Raw genomic sequence first — 18,134 nt, forward strand, 5'->3', positions numbered from 1 at the left:
GGTTTTTGCGCGCATCTCACGATTGTCGCTGATCCGCGCGATACGGCATCGTGTGTGCCGACGCGTGCAGAGCGACTGATCTTCCCTGCTGCCTCGCATGCGCACGCGCGGATCGAGCTGCGTCATCGTGCGCGCCTCGGCGCCAGGCTCGCATAGGCGGCGAGGAGGGAACGCTTTTCAACTCCCAGCGAAATCTGTCGCCGGCGCGCTCCCGGCCGTAGCTCCGCATACGCTCGCGGGCGGCCTCGTCCTTCGAGCAGTGCGACAATTCCTTCGCCGAGCACCTGCGGCGTCGGCTCCGCCACCACCCGAGCGGCGGCGCGGGCGTCGAGCTTTGCTTGTAGGTCAGAAAGGCGTTGAAGGCCGACCTTGTTCGCTGCTTCGCGCAAACGTCGTCCGCCTCGGCAATTCCGGCGAGCGAATCGATACCGGCAGGGTCGGCGATGCTGCGAGATCGCAAGCGCTCGGTGACACCAGCCAACCAAGGCAGCGCCTCGGCGTCGCAACGCCGCCCGACAAGCAGATAGGCGGAAAGAGTAGCAAGACGACGGCGAGCATCGCGACTTTGCAGCACCGCAGTGCGGCAATCAATCTTGGCGGCAAACAGCAGCTGCAACTCCGTTCTCTCGACGGGCCCGGCACGCACCCGGTCATGTCAAAGCAAAGACATAAGCCTGACTCGTTGCTGAAGGCGACGACTCCGCTGCCGAAGCGCCGGAACTCATTCAAGGCCGACCGAAGACCGGAGCCCGGCAGGTCACATCGGGAGAAGCTGAGGTCATATGCGATCGTTTTCCTTTCGCGCAAATTCATCAGGGCTTTGTGACGCGTCTTCGGCCGCAATCGCATTCGTTGTGGCCGGCCCTTTGGCTTCGCGATTGTCCTGGCGTTTGAACTCGATGCTGTATGTGCGGTGCTTGGCAATTGGTTTGTACCCCAATTAGTTTGTCGCCGAGTACTTACAAATGGGTACCCAATCAGCCGCCGGTACCAGCCCTTTTGCCTCCCCTTGCTCGGCATGCCCCAACGCTACACTAGGGGCAGTGGAAGCGAGGGACTACGATGAAGATAGCGGTCTTTGGACTTGGTTACGTCGGCATGACTGCCGCCGCCTGCCTCTCTAGGGATGGCCACGAAATCATTGGCATTGACGTCAGCAACGAAAAAGTGGCGATCGTCAATGCCGGTAAGTCGCCGATCACCGAGCCTGGCCTCGAAGACCTCGTGGCCCGTGCGGTTAGGAAGGGTCTACTGAGCGCAACGAAGGATGTGAGCCAACATCTCGACAGTTGCGCCATGGCCATAGTCTGTGTGGGAACGCCTAGTGCGCCGGACGGATCTCACAATATGAGCTTTATCGTGGAGGTTTCCCGTCAGATTGCGGAGTTGGTCGGCCCCGCTCGATCGATGCCGCTGACCATCGTATTTCGCTCTACGATGCGGCCCGGTACGATCGAGGAACTCGTGCTCCCGATTTTCGAGGACGCATTGGAAGACAGGATGGATCTAGTCGAGCTTGTCTACAATCCAGAATTCTTGCGTGAATCTGTCGCAATCGAAGACTTCTTCCATCCACCGAAGGTCGTGATTGGGACCAGGAACGGAGAACGGTGCAAGGCTCTTGACGAGTTGAATGCCAGGATTGAAGCGCCGGTCTTCTATACGACTTATCGTGCGGCAGAGATGACAAAATTCGTCGACAACGCGTTTCACGCAGTGAAGATTGCGTTTGCAAACGAGGTTGGTCGCGTCTGCGATAAGCTCAATATCAGCGCATCCAAAGTTCACGAGATCTTCATCGCCGACACGAAGCTCAACATCTCTCCCTACTATTTGAGGCCTGGTGGCGCATTCGGCGGCTCATGCCTGCCGAAAGACGTTCGGGCGCTCCAATACATCGCAAGCGACGTCGGGGCACATACCCATCTGGTGGATTCGGTCCTGAGGTCGAATGACGCGCATAAGAATTTTCTCTTTGAGAATTGCATGAAGACAGTTCGGGCCGGCGGGCAAGTGCTTATGCTGGGGCTTTCCTTCAAAGAGGACAGCGATGATCTTCGCGAGAGCCCCAATATCGACTTGGCTCGCAAATTCCTTCAGTCGCATATCGGCTTGTCGATCTACGATCCCCACGTCGAACCGTCCAGATTGTTAGGCCAGAATCTCGGCTACGCGTTCTCCAATTTGCCTGCACTCCGCAAGCTTCTAATCTCCAAATCCGTGGCCGAGTCGCAGCTGTTCGACCTTGTCATCGATACTAGAGGATGGGCGAGGCAAATGGCGCTTCGCGCCAGGCGGGTTATCGATGTTAACACTCTTTCGTGACAATCGCAGTGCAAGCGAACCTGATCAAGCCGTGATAGCGAAACCACCAGGGGCGACCGGCGCTTCGAGCGAACAGTGCGAATTGGCTCGTTCGGACGTCGATACTTCTGCGGGGCTCGTTGACGCCGCGCAGGCTGCCCAATCCGTGATTAATGGCTCAGCGCGCCGCCGCGTGCTTATCATCGTCGAAAATCTTTCAGTACCATTCGATCGCCGAGTGTGGTCGGAAGCCTGCACATTGGCACGGCACGGCTATGAAGTGTCGATAATTTGTCCCAAGGGACCGCAGGCAACGGCCCCATTTGAACTGATCGAGGGAATTGCGGTCTATCGCCACTGGCTGCCAAAAGAAGGACGTGGGGTGCTAGGCTATTTTGCCGAGTACAGCGCGGCACTATTTTGGGAGTTTGCGCTGAGTTTGAAGATACTCGCAACGCGCGGCTTTGACGTAATCCACGCTTGCAACCCTCCGGATCTCATTTTTGTGGTTGGTGCGTTCTACAAGTTTCTATTCGGAAAGTCGTTTATCTTCGATCAGCACGATATCAGCCCAGAGCTGTACGAAGCAAAATTTGGACGTCGTGGCCTTCTCTGGCGGATCATGGTCTTGCTTGAGCGTGTTACATTCGCATTAGCTGACGTATCGATAGCAACAAACCAGTCATATCGTAGCATTGCCCTTGAACGAGGGCGAATGGATCCGGAACGTGTGTTCGTTGTGCGTTCCGGTCCAAATCTTGCGCGCGTTCGATCACTTCCCTCAGACCCGGCCTGGAAAAAGGGGCGAAAATTCCTGGCCGCGTATGTGGGGGTTATTGGAAAGCAGGAGGGGCTTGATCTGCTATTGCAGTCAATCAGCCATATCCGCGGGGAGCGAAATCGAGATGACGTCCAATTCGTCATTGTCGGGAATGGGCCGGAGTTGGACGAGGTCAAGAAGCTAGCCGCGGCCCTTGAGCTGGATGAAGTGGTCACATTCACCGGCCGTGTTGACGACGCCACGCTGTTCACAATACTTTCGACGGCAGACGTCTGCGTAAATCCGGATCGCCCTAGCGCGATGAATGATAAATCAACGATGATCAAGGTCATGGAGTACATGGCCTTGGGTAAGCCTATTGTCCAATTTGACCTCACCGAAGGGCGCGTTTCGGCCGGAGAGGCATCTCTGTATGTACAGAATGCGGATACGGCGGAGTTCGGCGACAAGATACTGGAGCTTCTGGATGATCCAGTGCGGCGTGACCATATGGGCGCATTCGGCCAGAAAAGAGTCTATGACGTGCTCGCTTGGGACCACGGGGCCGTAAGCCTTCTAAGTGCTTATGAAAAACTATTCGATTTAAGGCGCTGACCAAGCCCGAGCGAGGCGCTTTGAATTGAGCCGACGCAGATCATTTCCACATAACGGACGAGCGATCGAAGCGCCCAGCGTTCAAGCAGGAGACGATGAAAGAAATCCTGGCGGGCGAACTTGACCGAAAGAATCGCGGTCAAAATACCAAGTCCGGCGCAACAACATCTCAAGGTCGTAGTACCCCAGCGGGGCGGTGCTCCTTCCGAGTTTCGTTTCGGCTATGATCACGCCACGTTTGCGAGTCGACGCGGCGCTCTACTTCGGGCGGGTAGCGCTCACGCTGGCGGTAGATCGTGATCACGTAGTCGCGCCGCGTTTGACTTAGCAACAAGAGGCGTCAAAGCAACAATCAACTCACTAGCCTTTACCGTTGGCGAGTGATTGGCCTTCACATAGGTCTGACATCGTTGCGCGAGCGCGTTGTAATCGTTCGCGTCGGTGTCCCAAATTGCCCTCACGGATCTGCAGAGTGCCAACTCGTCCGCAGCAGATGCACCGAGGGCATGACGCAGGACGATCAAATCCGGATCGACTGGCCGGCTCGTCACAACAGGTGTACCAACGGCCAGCGCCTCCAGGAACGCATTCGAGAAGCCCTCGTAACGCGATGTACAGAGAAGCATCGTCGCTTCCGAAAGGAACGATTGAATGTCAACTCTCCGGACATAACCGACCATTTTCACATTCTGGAGACGGCTCAAGCCATTCACGGCATCGATAGTCGGTTGATCGGCAGCTTCGGCAAGCATTCCGGCCACGCGGAATTCGACGTCAGGAAGTTCCTGAGCGATCCGAAAAAGTAATGGCAAGTTCTTTGGATAGCGGAAGACTCCGAGCCACGCGACATATCTGCGTTCCGCGCGCGGCAAAGGAGCGGTCGCGTTCTCCGAGATAGCAATAGGGTTATGAAGGACGTGAATGGGTTTTCCAGGAAAGAGTGCTGCCAATTGATCGCGTTGATACTGATTTTGACAGAGAAATCCGGCTGCTCGATGCCGGGCCCAGGAATAGGATAACTGTTCATATTGCCGAAGACCGATCTTGTATCGTTCGTCGACGTCTGCATCGCTTACAACGCGGTAAACGAACGGAACCCCCAATTGGTCTGCGATGAAAGCCATGACGGCGGTGCCCAACCCGCGTGCCCCCTGGATGATGATATCCGGACGATAGGCGCGGGCGGCCGCCAATAGTTTGGGAATAAATGAATAGAACCACCTCGCAATCCGTACCCCCCGCTTTGGATCGTAGGTCTCGATAAGTGTTATTGGCGGGTTCGAACCAACGTGGGTCAAAGCGCCTTTCCAGGTAAGCACCGCGGCTTCGTGGCCGGCGTTGTCAAGCGCGCGAAGCCATGTCGTGAGTTCGATAGCCCATCCGCCGATCGGATAGTTCTCATCCTTCAGCAGATAGGGAATGTAGAAATCTATCGAGAGAATACGCACCTGACACCCTGGGCTTTCATCGAGCTTTAGTCCCGGCGCCGCCGCGGCTCAATGGACCAATCTGACTACCCATTTATCGCCAATTTCCATACCGTGACTCGGCATGTACTGATTCCGGCTCGCAGTGACCGAGCGGCAAAGTGCTGGGGATGCGTCTCTTTGGCAATTTGCCGGCCTTCGCCAAGTGCCCCGCACAGCGCCCGGACGGTAGCGACGTCGACGCGCTGCTAGGTAGAGTGGATGTCTTGAGAAGCTTTCTTATTACCATCGACACAGAGGGAGATGACATCTGGAGCAGGCGGTCAAGCGTCGAAACCCGAAATGCTTCCTTTCTTCCCCGCTTCCAGTCGCTATGTGAGACCTTCGGACTGAAGCCCACCTACCTGGTGAACTTTGAGATGGCCAACGATCCCGGCTTTATTGAATTTGGCCGCGATCTAATCGCACGCGGTGCTGGCGAAATCGGGATGCATTTGCATGCTTGGAATGCCCCCCCAGGCCATCGCCTGACCAGCAATGACTCATGGCACCAGCCGTTTCTGATTGAATATCCGGAAGATGAAATCCGGAAGAAGATTGAATATCAGACGCATCTTCTTGAGGACGTGTTTGGCGTCAAGATGCTGAGCCACCGATCAGGCCGGTGGGCCCTTAATGCATTCTATGCCAACGTTTTGAGAGATTTGGGATTCAGGGTGGACTGTTCGGTAACCCCTCACGTGGATTGGAGCGGAATCAAGGGAGATCCGGGCGGTGCGGGAGGGAGCGACTATCGAGGGTTTCCCGAGCAGCACTATTGGATGAGCGAGCGAGATATCGGGCTCGGGGGAGGGACTTCGCTACTGGAGGTTCCAATGACGATCATCAACCGATCGCCCGCTTTTCTGACCCGCGCGACCCAAGCGTGCGAAGATATATCCGACTTACCGGATAGGACCCGGCGCTACATTTGGCCTCTGGAGTGGCTGCGCCCGAACGGGTCGAACTTGACGTCGATGCTGCGCATTCTCGACATCGCGATCTCGCAAGATCGGCCTTATGTGGAATTCATGACGCATTCCTCAGAGCTGATGCCTGGCGGAAGTCCTTATTTTCCGACGGCTGAATCAGTCGAGAAGCTGTATCGGGATTTGAACGAGCTCTTTTCACAAGCGACGAAACACTTCCGCGGCAGTACGCTGAGCGAATTTTACGATAGGGTGGTGCGGTCATGCGCCGACGATTGAGCAAAATGCGGGCAATAGGAATGGCGATGAAGCTGTTGCCAGCTATTCTTGCCGCGTTCATCGCGACGACGACAGTGGATGCAGGCTCGTCCGACGTTCAGGTCATCGCCGCCACGGGTACGGATACGACTGAGGATTCGACCGCAATATTGCGGCCTGCAAGTGTACCAGTTGTCTCATCGATTACGTCGTTTTCCACGACACCAAAAATGCGGTTCTATATCGGTGGCGATAGCTACCAAGTTCAGACGGCGGGCAAGAGCTATAGCCTGACCAATCCTGACCCACAGACTCTGCGGTTCGAAGTCCGGCCGGGTGATAAAGCCTGGTATGATGCTGGATCTGTCGATCGCGCCGAAATTGAAAACGATGCACGAATTCCGGTCGGAACTCTCATCAACATAAGCTATGATTTTATGGTGGAGCCAAACGGGGCCAATGGGTCATTTACGAACACAGCATCATCGTACTTTATCCTTGGCCAACTGCACAATGACGACGCCGTTGGTGGTGTACCTACCTCGCCTCCATTCTATGTCAATCTTGTTGGCGACCATCTACAAGTTAACGCATTATATTGTCCTACGGGTCTGAATCCGAGCAATGCGGCCGGCAACCTTACGCATCTCACGCTCTGGACCGACCCGAATCCAATTCGAGTTGGCCAGTACAACGAGACCAAAATATCGGCCAATATATCCAACGACAGTAGCGGGTATTTGGGCGTCTGGGTGAATGGTACTCAGGTTGTGAACTATCAGGGCCCCTTGGGCTTTGGGGATCCCACCTACTGGGAGTACGGGCTCTATCGGAGTCCAGCACCCGAGACTGTCGCCGCCAAATTTCGAAATATGACAATAACAACTGTGGCTGGGCCGCCTGGGGCCACTTCATTGCGACGCTGACTTATGGTGCGCAACGTCACCGGCGTGGCTGGATACGATTGCGATAGAATGAAGGATCCGGTGCGTTATGCGTGATCTATTGAGCTATAGCGGCCCAACCCCTTATCAGCTCACGCTTCCGCGTTCAGTCGCGCAAAGTGGAAGAGTTTTCTTTCTCGTGTTCCTTTTTATCTTGCCGTTCCAGCGGATGCCATTTCTCGGTGACAATCTGCTCGGTATCCAGGGCCTCAAGCCGTTCAACTTGCTGTCAGCTATCGTCCTCGCCTATTTGGTACTCCAAAGCGCGCCCTTATACGCGACGGATAAGATCGAGCAAAGATCCCTCAGAATTTTTCTCCTCTACTTCGCAACCTTTGCAATTGCGTATATTCGATCAATTCCCAATGCTCCGCTGCTTCATAGCCGACTTCCAACTACATTTCCCGAGACCTATCTCGATTTTACGTTGTCTTCTTGCATCGTTCCGGCCTTCTACATTTTAGGATTTCTATTTACCCTTAAGCGCATGTGCTCCGATCACGAGCTCGAGAGGATCACGACGGCGATCTGCCTCTCGATATTGCTGTTCTCAGCCGCTTTCATCATACTCATCCTGACGCATCCGTCCGTTCTGTCAGAGAGCCGGCCCGAAATTGCCGAAATTGGCGGAGACAGCCGGGAGCGAGGCGGAATGAATGAGCTGTGCGCAACCTATTTTGGTGTCCATTACAATACGATTGGCACCATCTATATTTGTTGTGCGCCCTTGTTGCTCCATCGATTTCTTGCGCGCGGAGCTCTCTGGATCGTACCTCTCGGTCTATCGCTTCTGGCAATTCTTCTCCTCGGGTCACGCAGCGCGCTTATCACAGTGGGAGTTTCGCTTTGCCTGCTTCTGATTCAGAGGCGCAGATTTGATATCTTGCTTGCCGGCGCTGCGGTGCTTGGGATCGCATCGCTCCTATGGGTCGCACCAACTGTGGAGGCTCTTTTTTCGATCGGGTTTGAAACCGGTTCTGACTTCTCGGCCGATGCCTTGCTGACGGGCCGCGTTGATTATATTTGGGCTCCTCTGCTAAATGAATGGACGAGCAATATCGGCCTGTTCCTGTTTGGCGCTGGTCGCTACGGAATAGTGACAAGCCAAAGTTGGGACACAGGAGCTTTGCTCCACATGGGTCACGCGCACAATGCAATTATCAATTTCTTTGTTGATTGCGGTGCCATTTTTTCCAGTGTGCTTATCGTCCTCCTTCTTGTTGGAGTAGCCACCGCCTGGCGAACGGGGCGGAGGTTGAATAGTGACCTATATTGGGCTCTGTTCGCGGGCATCTTCGGATTTGGGATTGGCATGGCAACTGAGCGTGAGATTTTTCCAACTATTGACAACATGTATGTATTCCCGATCATTGCGATGATGATCAACTTGGCGCGGTTGCGCTATCTGGATGCCTATCAGCGTCGAATGGGTCCACAAGAAGTGATCTGACGTGAACTCCGAAGACCGTTCATCTTCGGTCTGCTGCAGCGTGGCGATGGTCGCCTAGGTGCTTACCGCTGCGATGGCCGGGCCCAAATCGTGATTACCTCGATCTGCACCCCGTCGCCAGAGTCCTGTGACATTGCCACGTTCGTTGCGGTGTTGAGCGCGAGATTCATCGCGGCGGGGTCGTCTGCAGGATCAGGTGATGTTTTTCTGCTTCATTGCAGCCGAATCGTCGGTGCGGGTGAGGGCGGATTGCGAGGAGGACAATAAAGTCCCCGCTATCTGCAAGCGACTGCAGCAAGCGAACAACATCCCCGGCGAACGCAACGCCAGGACCGAATGCTGTTACGGCGGATGTGACCTGCACCGCCGGACGATCATTTACGCGATAGGAAATTGCATCATCGCCGCTTCCGCGGGCAATGCCGGGTCCCGGGAGCACCAGCTCGGTCCGGCCGCCGCGACAGCATATCGATGGCTGCATCGCCGACTCGCTGGTCCCGCTACGTGATGATGTCGCGGTCGCGCTCGGCGAGTAGTCGATGGGCGATGGCGTCTGGCTGACGATCCACTGGTCTTCGTGAGGCGCGCCGGTACGCGCCAATTTATCCGGACATCCAGGGCGCTCGGCGTGTTCCTTCTGAAGGCAGGAACGGAGCTGCGTCATCGAGTCCCGGGCAAATGGGGAGGCCGGTGGCAGCGGACACCAAGGTCTACGACAGCAGGTTCAGTTGATCGGCAAGCGCGCGGGTGTTGAATGTGAACGAACTAGGCAACGCGTATGGATCCCCATTGTCGTCGTATCTCCGCTAGCGTTCGATAGTACCCCGTCGCGAACAAGATGATGACAAACAACACCAATACTGCAGCAGGCCCGCCTATCGCGGCAATTGGAGCCGGTAGGGTCAGCAGATCAGCCGCGAAACGTGCGACGAGCGCGCAAACGACCGATGCGCTCCAGAGCTTTCCAAGGTTCTTCCAATCCTGCAATTTTCCGACAGGAACGCTCGTCACGTCTGAAAGTCTCTTTAGAACCAGCGCGTACACCATCAAGCTTGCCAATACCGAGCCGACAGCTGCGCCAGGTAAACCGTAATACCAGATGCCGATCAAGCTGGAGACGACGGCAACTGGAAAACATAGGGCTTCATACCGCATGCTCGACAGCCCTTGCTGGAACACGTTCAGCAGAGTGCTGATTTCTATCGAATAAACCAAGGTCTGGACGAGATAGATACGCAACACCGGCGAGCCGCTCACGTACTCCTTCGTAAACAGGAACTGGATGATTTCGTGGGAAAAGGCGAATAATGCTGCAATGGTGGGGAATATGATCGCACTGAGGATTACGTTGCCTTGGCTATTGAGACGCAGCAGTTTTTCTTGATCACCAAGCGCATGGAGTTGGCTCATTGTGGGCAAGAGCAAATTCGCCACCCCGAATCTCAGGACTTCAGTGGGCATCGTGAGCGTCGTTGCAATCGAGAAAACGCCGAACACGGTCGGTGAAAACACCGTGGCAACAATCCATTGCTCGGTCTGTTTCCGCATGTGGAACAGCAGTGTGGCCGCGCCAAATGGCGCGGCGTACCGAAGCTGTTCACGAAATTTCGGCTTGTCCAGCGGGAACAGTCGAATGCCGCTATAGCGTGCAATGAAATAGGCCAAAAACCCAAGGCGCACACAGGCGGCGATCAATGTCGCAACCAGCACCAGCTCGAGTTCTCGGAAAAATGCCGCCGCGGAAAGAATGAGCGCGGCCCGAAGCACAGATGTGGCCACGATAGCCTGTGCCTGCCAGCGGATCTGCCCTGCGGCGTTGGGTAATACATCGAGCATCAAGCCCACATTCCAGGCAAACAGGAAAGCTGCGAGCAAAAACCCATGGTTGTGCAACAGGTTTTTCATGCCCGACGGGAGGACATTGCCAGACGCAAAAATCAGAAGCGCCGCGATCGTCGTCGTCGCGAGCAGGAACAGCATCGTCTGCCCGACGTAAATCCGGCGTCCTTCCGAATCCAAGCGGACAAAGAAGAAGAGCAAGCTGCGGGGCACGTCAAAGGGGAACAACAATGTTACGGTAGTTACAAGTAGCCAGAACAGCCGGTATTCGCCGAACTCTGTGGGACCGATCGTTCGAACCAGAACGACCGGCGTCAATATCGTGATGGCCTGTTCGAGGTAGCGTGCGGCGGAGAGTGCAATGCCTTGACGTATGATTGATGCCATGGACCAGCCTAGGCGCTACCGGCGATGAAAACAAAGCTGGTCAGAAACATCGGACGCCCCTTCTTGTGTCGCCAACGGTCGCGGACGCAACGCCGCTCTGTTCCTTGTTGAGGCAACGGGCCTTCAGCCGTTGCCCACGGCGAGGTGTATTTCGACAAATCGTCGACGTGTGATTGTATTGCGGAGTTATCCGAGAATTCCAATCGTCGCGCCATTTTGAGCAAGTGTAAGCAAAACGACCAGGAATAGAAGCACTCGATCGAGCCCATCGGTGACTGAGTGGCTACCCATTCGGGGGTATGCGGTAACGCAGTCGACGTCGCCGTAGGAGAGGGGATGACCTGACCGGATCTTGGTTTCGTCTGGCAATGGGATCGATTTTGAGCTGATTTGAGCCCAATCGGTTTGATGGGGGCATCGCTTCGCATTTCGATGCACGCCCGTCCAATCCTTGGCAGCGACACTTGGAACTGTCGCGATAGCGTCCAGGCTCAGGTCACGCGTGCCCTCCTATCCGCCACTCGCCGATAAAGGCCGAGATACGCGCTAGTCATAGTATCGAGCGAGAACGACGTCTCAATCCTCCGGCGCCCTTCCGTACCGAATTGATTGGCAAGCCCGCGATTGTCGAGGAGCTTGAGCACGCGATCAGTCAACACTTCCGCGTCGTGGCGCGGCACAAGAAATCCCGTCCGTCCTTCGAGGATCAGCTCAGGATTGCCCCCATCCCTTGTTGCAACAATTGGCTTACCCAATGCCATGCATTCGGTTATCGCGTTCGAAAAGCCCTCTCCGCTGTGACTAACGAGAACTCCCACGGTGAAGAGATTGACGATACTTTCTACATCTTTCCGCAGTCCCAGAAACTTTATGCGTGACGAATATTCCGATGGGACGCTATCACGTATCTGCGGTAGCATTTGCCCAGCGCCGACGGTCACAAAGGTGACATCGTCCCGACGATGGCAAATGCGACATGCCATTTCGACAAAGGTTGGATAGTCCTTTCTGGGCGTAAAGTGTGCAACCATCCCCACGACGTGAGGCGTCGTGATTCCGAGACTGATGCGAAGCTCTGCCTCAGCCGTTAAGTTGGAGACTCTTTCGGGATTGAACCCATTGTAGATACATAGACCTTTACGCTCCGGAATCTGGTAGGCAGCCAGGCCTGCCCGTGAGTTGCCGACGACAATATCCGAAAATGGGACGGTCAATTTGCCCATTAGATAGTCCTTATTCCACCGCGACAGCTGCGGCGGCGCGTCTCGCACAAAGCCGTTAACGAAAGCCGAGCCGCACAGTTTCGCAATTGGAGCTGCATAAACGGAGCACATCGGGCTCCAAGAGTGAACGATATCTATTTTCAGATCGGAGACCAGTTGGTGCAAACTCTTAAACAGGCTCAAATCTCTCCTGCGCTTCCGGACGAGCTGAATAACTTCCGCGTGTTCACGGTTGATTTCGTAACGAATCTTCTCTTCGTCCGTAACCGCGACAAATGACTTTATGTCGCTGCAGACGAACAGTCCCCGGAGCAATTCGACGAGTTGTCGTTCTTTTCCTCCCGGCCCTAGACGTTCGGTGAGGTGCAATATGCGCATTTCAGCGCCCTCCCGCATGGACTAGTTCCGTCCAAGTCGCAACGTTGCGTTCGGCGCAAACTTCAATGTCGATGTATCTTCCCATTTTCTCCTAGACGCCGTCTCGAGTACCCAGCTTCAATGAAGCGAAGACCCAATGCAGCGCTCCCCTCGGTCTTGGTTGGTTTGACGATCAGTCCATTGCTCTCGTGCCTTACTGGAGGACGAATGACGGTCCCGCTGTGAGCGCTAGGTTCTCAACCCTCGACATCAAGAAAGTTGCACCAAAGGGTGGAAGCACCAGAACATTGGCGGCCCAACCGGGCACCCATAGGATCGCCGAGAGGCACTCGCTCAGACTGGGGTTCTCGCATTGTCCACCGCGCTGTCACGCAAGCATGCTTCCGGTCAGCCTTTGAGCCCAGGTTCGCAAAAGTCATGAGCGCCGCACGAAGCCAAGCCGAGAACTATCATATTGTCTCCCATCCCTCGCCAAAGCGGGTCGACGACCGACGGTACGTCGCGCTTTGCGGAGTGTATTCTTGCGCCCGCGCTGAGCGTCAACTTTTTCGGGCTACCTATTCCGGTTCCGACGAAGGGAAGCTCGAATGGCCTCCGGCTACAGGCGAAGACGAAACAGGTAGGCTCCGCCATTGTCTCGAAGTTCGGATAGATATCGTCGAACCGCCACCTTAAGTCGGTAGGAGAGCGACTCTGAATCCGGAAAGGCATCCCGCTGTTCGTGATAAACGCAGCGTATATTGGCCGTCTTGCCGGGCGGGATGTCGACGATCAATCGAAGGCATCCATCGATGTAATCATACGTGACGACGTCTTGGTTGACTGTAATATCCCTCAAAGAAGCGACCTGTGGTTCTGGCTTCACGACCCGAATCCGTCGCGTTACCGCCTCCATGTTCTCGATACGAAGTTGTTCGGCAAACATCCTGACTGTGATTGTCCCGCCTTCGCGTCGAATGCTGTAGCTGCGGCAAACCGCGTCCCCGAGAGTTCGCCAACGGAGTTTCCATCGCAAGGAAGCAAGCTCTCGGACGAACTCCGATAGTTCGTTGCCGTGGTCCCGGAAAAGGTCGTGATGCCCGACAAGGAGGCACGGCTTGCCCAGGAGTCCGTCGAACGCGAAGTTTTCGACGCCGTGGTCAATGTACCGCCGGGTATAAATTGAGAATCCCCCATACCGGGTGATGGCGACGCTCCACAGGTCGGCGAGTGTCGTTTCGTTCAGCGCGTTGTCGGCCGGTGCGACTCCGGTGTTCACCGCTGCGACGAAGCCATTTCGTTTGAGCGCGGACACTGCTTCGGGCGAGAATGCGCCTTGCGGGAAAATCATCACGTTTTCGTATTCGAGCTCGGTCTTGTCGCGTAGGGACTGCATCCGACGCGTGGCGGTCCTTAGCTTTCTGTCGAGCAAGCTCGCCGAACGGGCGGCAAATTCACCACGGGTGTGATCGCAGCCGTGCACGCAGACCGACAGTTTTCCGCTGTTTTGCCGAAAGGCGACAACGGTGTCGCGATTTGTTCGTCGCCAGTTCCATGGAATGAAGGCGAGGGTCGTGGCGAAGCGCTGCTTGTTGGCCAACTGCAGTAGTTCGTCAAAATCGAGGAATCCGTACCGTGGCCTCAGGAGTGGATCGTCGATGGTAAGGCAGGCGTTTGTTTCGGGGGGGATCCAGCAGACGTCGCGGAACGCCGACCTCAGATACATCACGATTGGAACTGCGCCGGCGAAACGCTTCTTCACATCAAAATAGCTCGCGGCGCGTTCGTGAATGTCCACCATCGCCCGTGACGCATCGGCAAAAAAACGCAAGCCCGAATGAGTGAGCCCGGCGAACAGATACCCCTCGGGGGCGGCGACGATACTTTGCAATTCGTCACTATGCGCGATCGCAAGCGCCGCATCCGCCGCGCCAGGCTGCAGTTGGATTCGCAGGCCCGACATTGGCCCGCACATGTCTGGGAAAGTATCAGTGACGGACACGGTTATCGGCCGCTGGTCGATGCCACGGATGTCCGCATCCGGGTCTCCCGTGATCTCGCGCAGCAGCGCCCTACAGGGATCCGACGCTTGAAATCCATAGACGAATACGGAAGCGGCTGCGGCCATCCAGGCCGGAAATATTCCGGCCTTAGCAGACTGCAGGGCTTCCATGAGACGGGGCGCGGAAGTCAGGATTGAGAACTGCGGATGATCGGCGGTCAGCGCAGCCAGATTGCTACCGTTCGCCTCGCCGACTGTCATGGCCGTCCATGGGATTCCGAAAAAATCGAGAACTTCAACCAGGTTGCGATCGTCGGGCGACGGAGTGTCCCCGCGAAGCAGGAGCGCGATCGAAGAGCCGGTGTCCATGGGCGTCGGCGTTCCTGCGTTGACGCGTCATCCTTCGGGAAGGCCACCGGCATCCTGCGGATGTCGGTCGCCAATGGTGAGAGTGCATGTCTTAGCGTTCGCGCGACTGTCTGATCAATGTGCCCTTGGAGGTACCAAGTCCACGCTGTGCCATGTTGTGTTACCGGATTGCTGCCGCGCAAAATCTATCATTTTGCACTGCAAAAATCTAGGTGTCGTCAGCGGCCTCGATGAATGTCTTGAGAAAAGGTCGATCGCGCCGTTATACGGCTCTGACTTTCGACGATGGCCTCCGCGATAAGGTCTCGAGCGCTTCCAATTGTGGAGCGGCATAATTTGCCGCTCGTGATGTACGTGCCTGGTGCACCAATTCTCATCGCCTTGCGCGATTAACGCTCGCTCCGCCTGCGCTTAGATTGGCTTCTTGCCGGACGCTCTCGATGGGCGGATTTGTCTGCATCTGCGGACGAATGGATGCGGGCAGGGCTCGCGCCACCGCGAACGCAAGCGGCCGCGGCCCTCGCGGACGCTATGTCACCGAAAGGAGCGGCGATGATCGACCAATCGATCGATCTCTGCTCACGGCATCGGATGAGTGCGAAGCGGGAAAGTCGAGGGGGTAGTCCGGAAGGGTTCTCGCGCAGCGCGAAGTTTGCCTATGATAAGTGGGTCATCTGCGCACGTGATCGCGACGGGGTTCTCAGATTCCGAATACATTCCGCAGGAGCTGGCGCCACCGGGGGGAGTTACTTTCACGTAGCGGTGCTCACCAGGACCTGAGCCAATTCAGAGAGACGACTGGACATCAACCATGATGCACGGCCGAAAAATTGCGGTGATTGGGCTTGGTTACGTGGGATTGCCCGTGGCTGTGTCGTTTGCGCGTTCCGGAGTTCCGGTCGTTGGATTCGACGTGGATCGCGGACGTGTCGCTGAACTCAGGGAAGGAAAGGACCGGACCCGCGAGGTTGACGGCGATGATTTGCGTCGGGAAACGCTACGCTTCACGGTGGATCCGGCTGAAATGGCGAAGGCCGATTTCTTCATCGTCACAGTGCCAACTCCGATTGACGAGGCTCGCAATCCGGACCTGCGCGCAATGATTGCCGCGTCGCGATCGGTGGGCGCGGTGCTCAAGAGGGGCGACATCGTCGTTTATGAATCGACCGTATATCCGGGCGCGGTGGAGGATGACTGCGTTCCGGCTCTTGAGCAAATCTCTCACTTGAAGGCCGGAGTAGATTTTACTGTCGGGTATTCGCCCGAGCGGATCAATCCCGGCGACAAGGAGCACCGCTTCGAAACGATTACCAAGGTGGTCTCGGCGCAGGATGCCAGAACGCTTGAGATCGTCGCGGATGTCTACGGATCTGTGGTCAGCGCCGGCGTTCATCGTGCTCCCTCCATCCGCGTAGCGGAAGCAGCAAAGGTCATCGAGAACACCCAGCGCGATCTGAATATCGCCTTCATGAACGAGCTGTCGCTAATATTCCGGGCGCTTAATATCGATACTGGTGACGTCCTGGCTGCGGCCCGCACCAAATGGAATTTCATGCCGTTCCAGCCGGGACTCGTCGGTGGCCACTGTATCGGCGTCGATCCCTATTACCTGACCTATCGTGCCGAAAAGGCTGGCTATCACCCCGAGGTCATTCTCGCAGGGCGACGCATCAACGACGGCATGGGTCAGCGAGTGGCGCGGGAATGCGTTCGTGGGCTGTTGCGGCGCAAGGGTCAAACCGGGATTGTGACCATCCTCGGGCTGACCTTCAAGGAAGACGTTCCCGATACGCGCAATTCCCGCGTCATTGACATCATCCGCGAGCTTCAGTCTTTCGGGCTCACGGTGCAGATCCATGATCCGCTGGTGAACGCCGCCGACGCGCGGCATGAACTTGGGGTCACGTTGACCCAGCTGCACGCCCTACAACCTGCAGATGCCATCGTTCTTGCCGTCGCCCATCAGCGCTATGTCGACGGCGGCTGGCCGCTTGTTCGACACTTGCTGCGCGACGGCGAGGGCCTCGTGTTCGACATCAAGACAAAGCTCGATCGAGCCGCAAAGCCCGCCGCCATCGACCTGTGGCGGCTCTGATCTGGAGACAAGATGGCGAACGACAAAGTATTGGTGACCGGAGCTGCAGGCTTCATTGGCTTTCATGTTGCTCGACAACTGTTGGCTAATGGTCGCGAAGTGATCGGCGTTGACAATATCAATGCCTACTACGACCCCAAGTTGAAGGAAGCGCGCGTCGAGATTCTCAAGCGCGATTCGAAGTTCAGGTTTGTGAAGCATGATCTAGCCGATCGCGCCGCATCAGCCGCACTGTTCGAACAGCATCGATTTCCGATCGTGATTCACCTCGCGGCTCAAGCCGGCGTTCGCTATTCACTGCAAAATCCGCACGCTTATATCGATGCGAATCTCGAGGGGTTCGTCAATGTGCTGGAAGGCTGTCGTCACAACGGGTGCCGGCATCTCATCTTCGCATCCTCTTCGTCGGTGTACGGCGCGAATACGAAGCTGCCCTTTTCGGTGCGGGACAATGTCGACCATCCGATCAGCCTCTATGCCGCCTCTAAGAAAGCCAACGAACTGATGGCACATGCCTACAGCCATCTCTATCGCATTCCAGCGACCGGCCTACGGTTCTTCACGGTCTATGGTCCCTGGGGCCGGCCGGACATGGCGATGTTCATCTTTGCCAAGGCAATCCTTGCCGGTGAACCGATCAAGCTGTTTAACCATGGCGCGATGCGGCGCGACTTCACTTATGTCGATGACGTGAGCCAGGCGATCATGCGCCTGATCGACCGTCCACCCCAGGGACAGCCGGGGCCGCCCGCCGATCCTGCGACCAGCAGCGCCCCTTGGAAAATTTACAACGTCGGTAACAACCGTCCTGAAGATCTGATCGACGTGGTATCGCTGCTGGAGAAGGAATTCGGCAGGACGGCAATCAAGGAAATGCTTCCGATGCAGCCCGGCGACGTTGAGGCGACCTACGCCGATATTGCCGAGCTCGAACGCGACATCGGATTCCGCCCGTCGACGACGATCGGCGAGGGCATCGCATGGTTCGCGAAATGGTATCGCGAGTATCACCGGCTTTAGCAGGTCGCGATCAGTGAAATGACAAGCACTGATCAAGTATGGGCGCCGGCACACGATTGGAGTCCGCCTCGCGCGGTCGGGCTGAAGCAGTTCTTGCCGTGTTCGGACCGCGCTCG

General features: G+C 56.3%; 12 protein-coding genes. 7 read left to right on the top strand and 5 right to left on the bottom strand.

All coding sequences use genetic code 11. The features are described from left to right. Positions 1-16: 16 nt before the first annotated feature. On the bottom strand, positions 17-616 hold the full coding sequence (locus tag FOM02_RS40620; protein WP_141263482.1) for a hypothetical protein: 600 nt from the start codon (positions 614-616) through the stop codon (positions 17-19). Between the two features lie 446 nt (positions 617-1,062). Here FOM02_RS40620 and FOM02_RS40625 point away from each other — a divergent pair, with 446 nt between their 5' ends. Together FOM02_RS40625 and FOM02_RS40630 are read left to right on the top strand one after the other, a co-directional pair. After that, a complete protein-coding gene (locus FOM02_RS40625; RefSeq protein WP_027564558.1) occupies positions 1,063-2,325 on the top strand; it encodes a nucleotide sugar dehydrogenase in 1,263 nt (420 codons plus the stop codon). Further along, the gene (locus FOM02_RS40630; protein ID WP_084335015.1) at positions 2,306-3,679 is read left to right on the top strand and encodes a glycosyltransferase family 4 protein; all 1,374 of its coding nucleotides are present in this window, start codon (positions 2,306-2,308) and stop codon (positions 3,677-3,679) included. The genes FOM02_RS40625 and FOM02_RS40630 overlap by 20 nt, the downstream gene beginning before the upstream one ends. A gap of 278 nt (positions 3,680-3,957) precedes the next feature. On the opposite strand, the gene FOM02_RS40635 is transcribed toward FOM02_RS40630, so the two are convergent. Further along, positions 3,958-5,127 (bottom strand): glycosyltransferase family 4 protein, encoded by a 1,170-nt coding sequence (locus tag FOM02_RS40635; RefSeq protein WP_027557047.1) that lies wholly within the window; start codon positions 5,125-5,127, stop codon positions 3,958-3,960. A 140-nt stretch (positions 5,128-5,267) separates the two neighbouring features. Here FOM02_RS40635 and FOM02_RS40640 point away from each other — a divergent pair, with 140 nt between their 5' ends. The 3 genes from FOM02_RS40640 (at position 5,268) to FOM02_RS40650 (ending at position 8,726) form a co-directional block, all read left to right on the top strand. Next, on the top strand, positions 5,268-6,353 hold the full coding sequence (locus FOM02_RS40640; RefSeq protein ID WP_208617492.1) for a hypothetical protein: 1,086 nt from the start codon (positions 5,268-5,270) through the stop codon (positions 6,351-6,353). Between the two features lie 20 nt (positions 6,354-6,373). After that, on the top strand, positions 6,374-7,258 hold the full coding sequence (locus FOM02_RS40645) for a heparin lyase I family protein (RefSeq protein WP_159073910.1): 885 nt from the start codon (positions 6,374-6,376) through the stop codon (positions 7,256-7,258). 67 nt (positions 7,259-7,325) lie between these two features. Continuing rightward, positions 7,326-8,726 carry an O-antigen ligase family protein gene (locus FOM02_RS40650; RefSeq protein ID WP_027557049.1) on the top strand — a complete coding sequence of 467 codons (1,401 nt, stop codon included), beginning with the start codon at positions 7,326-7,328 and terminating at the stop codon, positions 8,724-8,726. Positions 8,727-9,491: 765 nt separating this feature from the next. Here the strand turns inward: FOM02_RS40650 and FOM02_RS40655 are convergent. From FOM02_RS40655 to FOM02_RS40665, 3 genes are all read right to left on the bottom strand, one after another. Further along, on the bottom strand, positions 9,492-10,952 hold the full coding sequence (locus FOM02_RS40655; RefSeq protein WP_027557050.1) for a lipopolysaccharide biosynthesis protein: 1,461 nt from the start codon (positions 10,950-10,952) through the stop codon (positions 9,492-9,494). A 491-nt stretch (positions 10,953-11,443) separates the two neighbouring features. Next, positions 11,444-12,571: a glycosyltransferase gene (locus FOM02_RS40660; RefSeq protein ID WP_027557051.1), complete on the bottom strand. Its 1,128-nt coding sequence runs from the start codon at positions 12,569-12,571 to the stop codon at positions 11,444-11,446. Between the two features lie 580 nt (positions 12,572-13,151). Next, positions 13,152-14,903, bottom strand: a complete 1,752-nt coding sequence (locus tag FOM02_RS40665) for a hypothetical protein (protein WP_027557052.1) — start codon at positions 14,901-14,903, stop codon at positions 13,152-13,154. Between the two features lie 811 nt (positions 14,904-15,714). Here FOM02_RS40665 and FOM02_RS40670 point away from each other — a divergent pair. After that, positions 15,715-16,998, top strand: a complete 1,284-nt coding sequence (locus FOM02_RS40670; protein WP_027557053.1) for a nucleotide sugar dehydrogenase — start codon at positions 15,715-15,717, stop codon at positions 16,996-16,998. 12 nt (positions 16,999-17,010) lie between these two features. Further along, positions 17,011-18,018 carry an NAD-dependent epimerase gene (locus tag FOM02_RS40675; protein WP_027557054.1) on the top strand — a complete coding sequence of 336 codons (1,008 nt, stop codon included), beginning with the start codon at positions 17,011-17,013 and terminating at the stop codon, positions 18,016-18,018. Positions 18,019-18,134 lie beyond the last annotated feature (116 nt).

Origin of the sequence: Bradyrhizobium sp. SEMIA, from assembly GCF_014844175.1 — a bacterium.
Taxonomy (GTDB): domain Bacteria; phylum Pseudomonadota; class Alphaproteobacteria; order Rhizobiales; family Xanthobacteraceae; genus Bradyrhizobium; species Bradyrhizobium arachidis.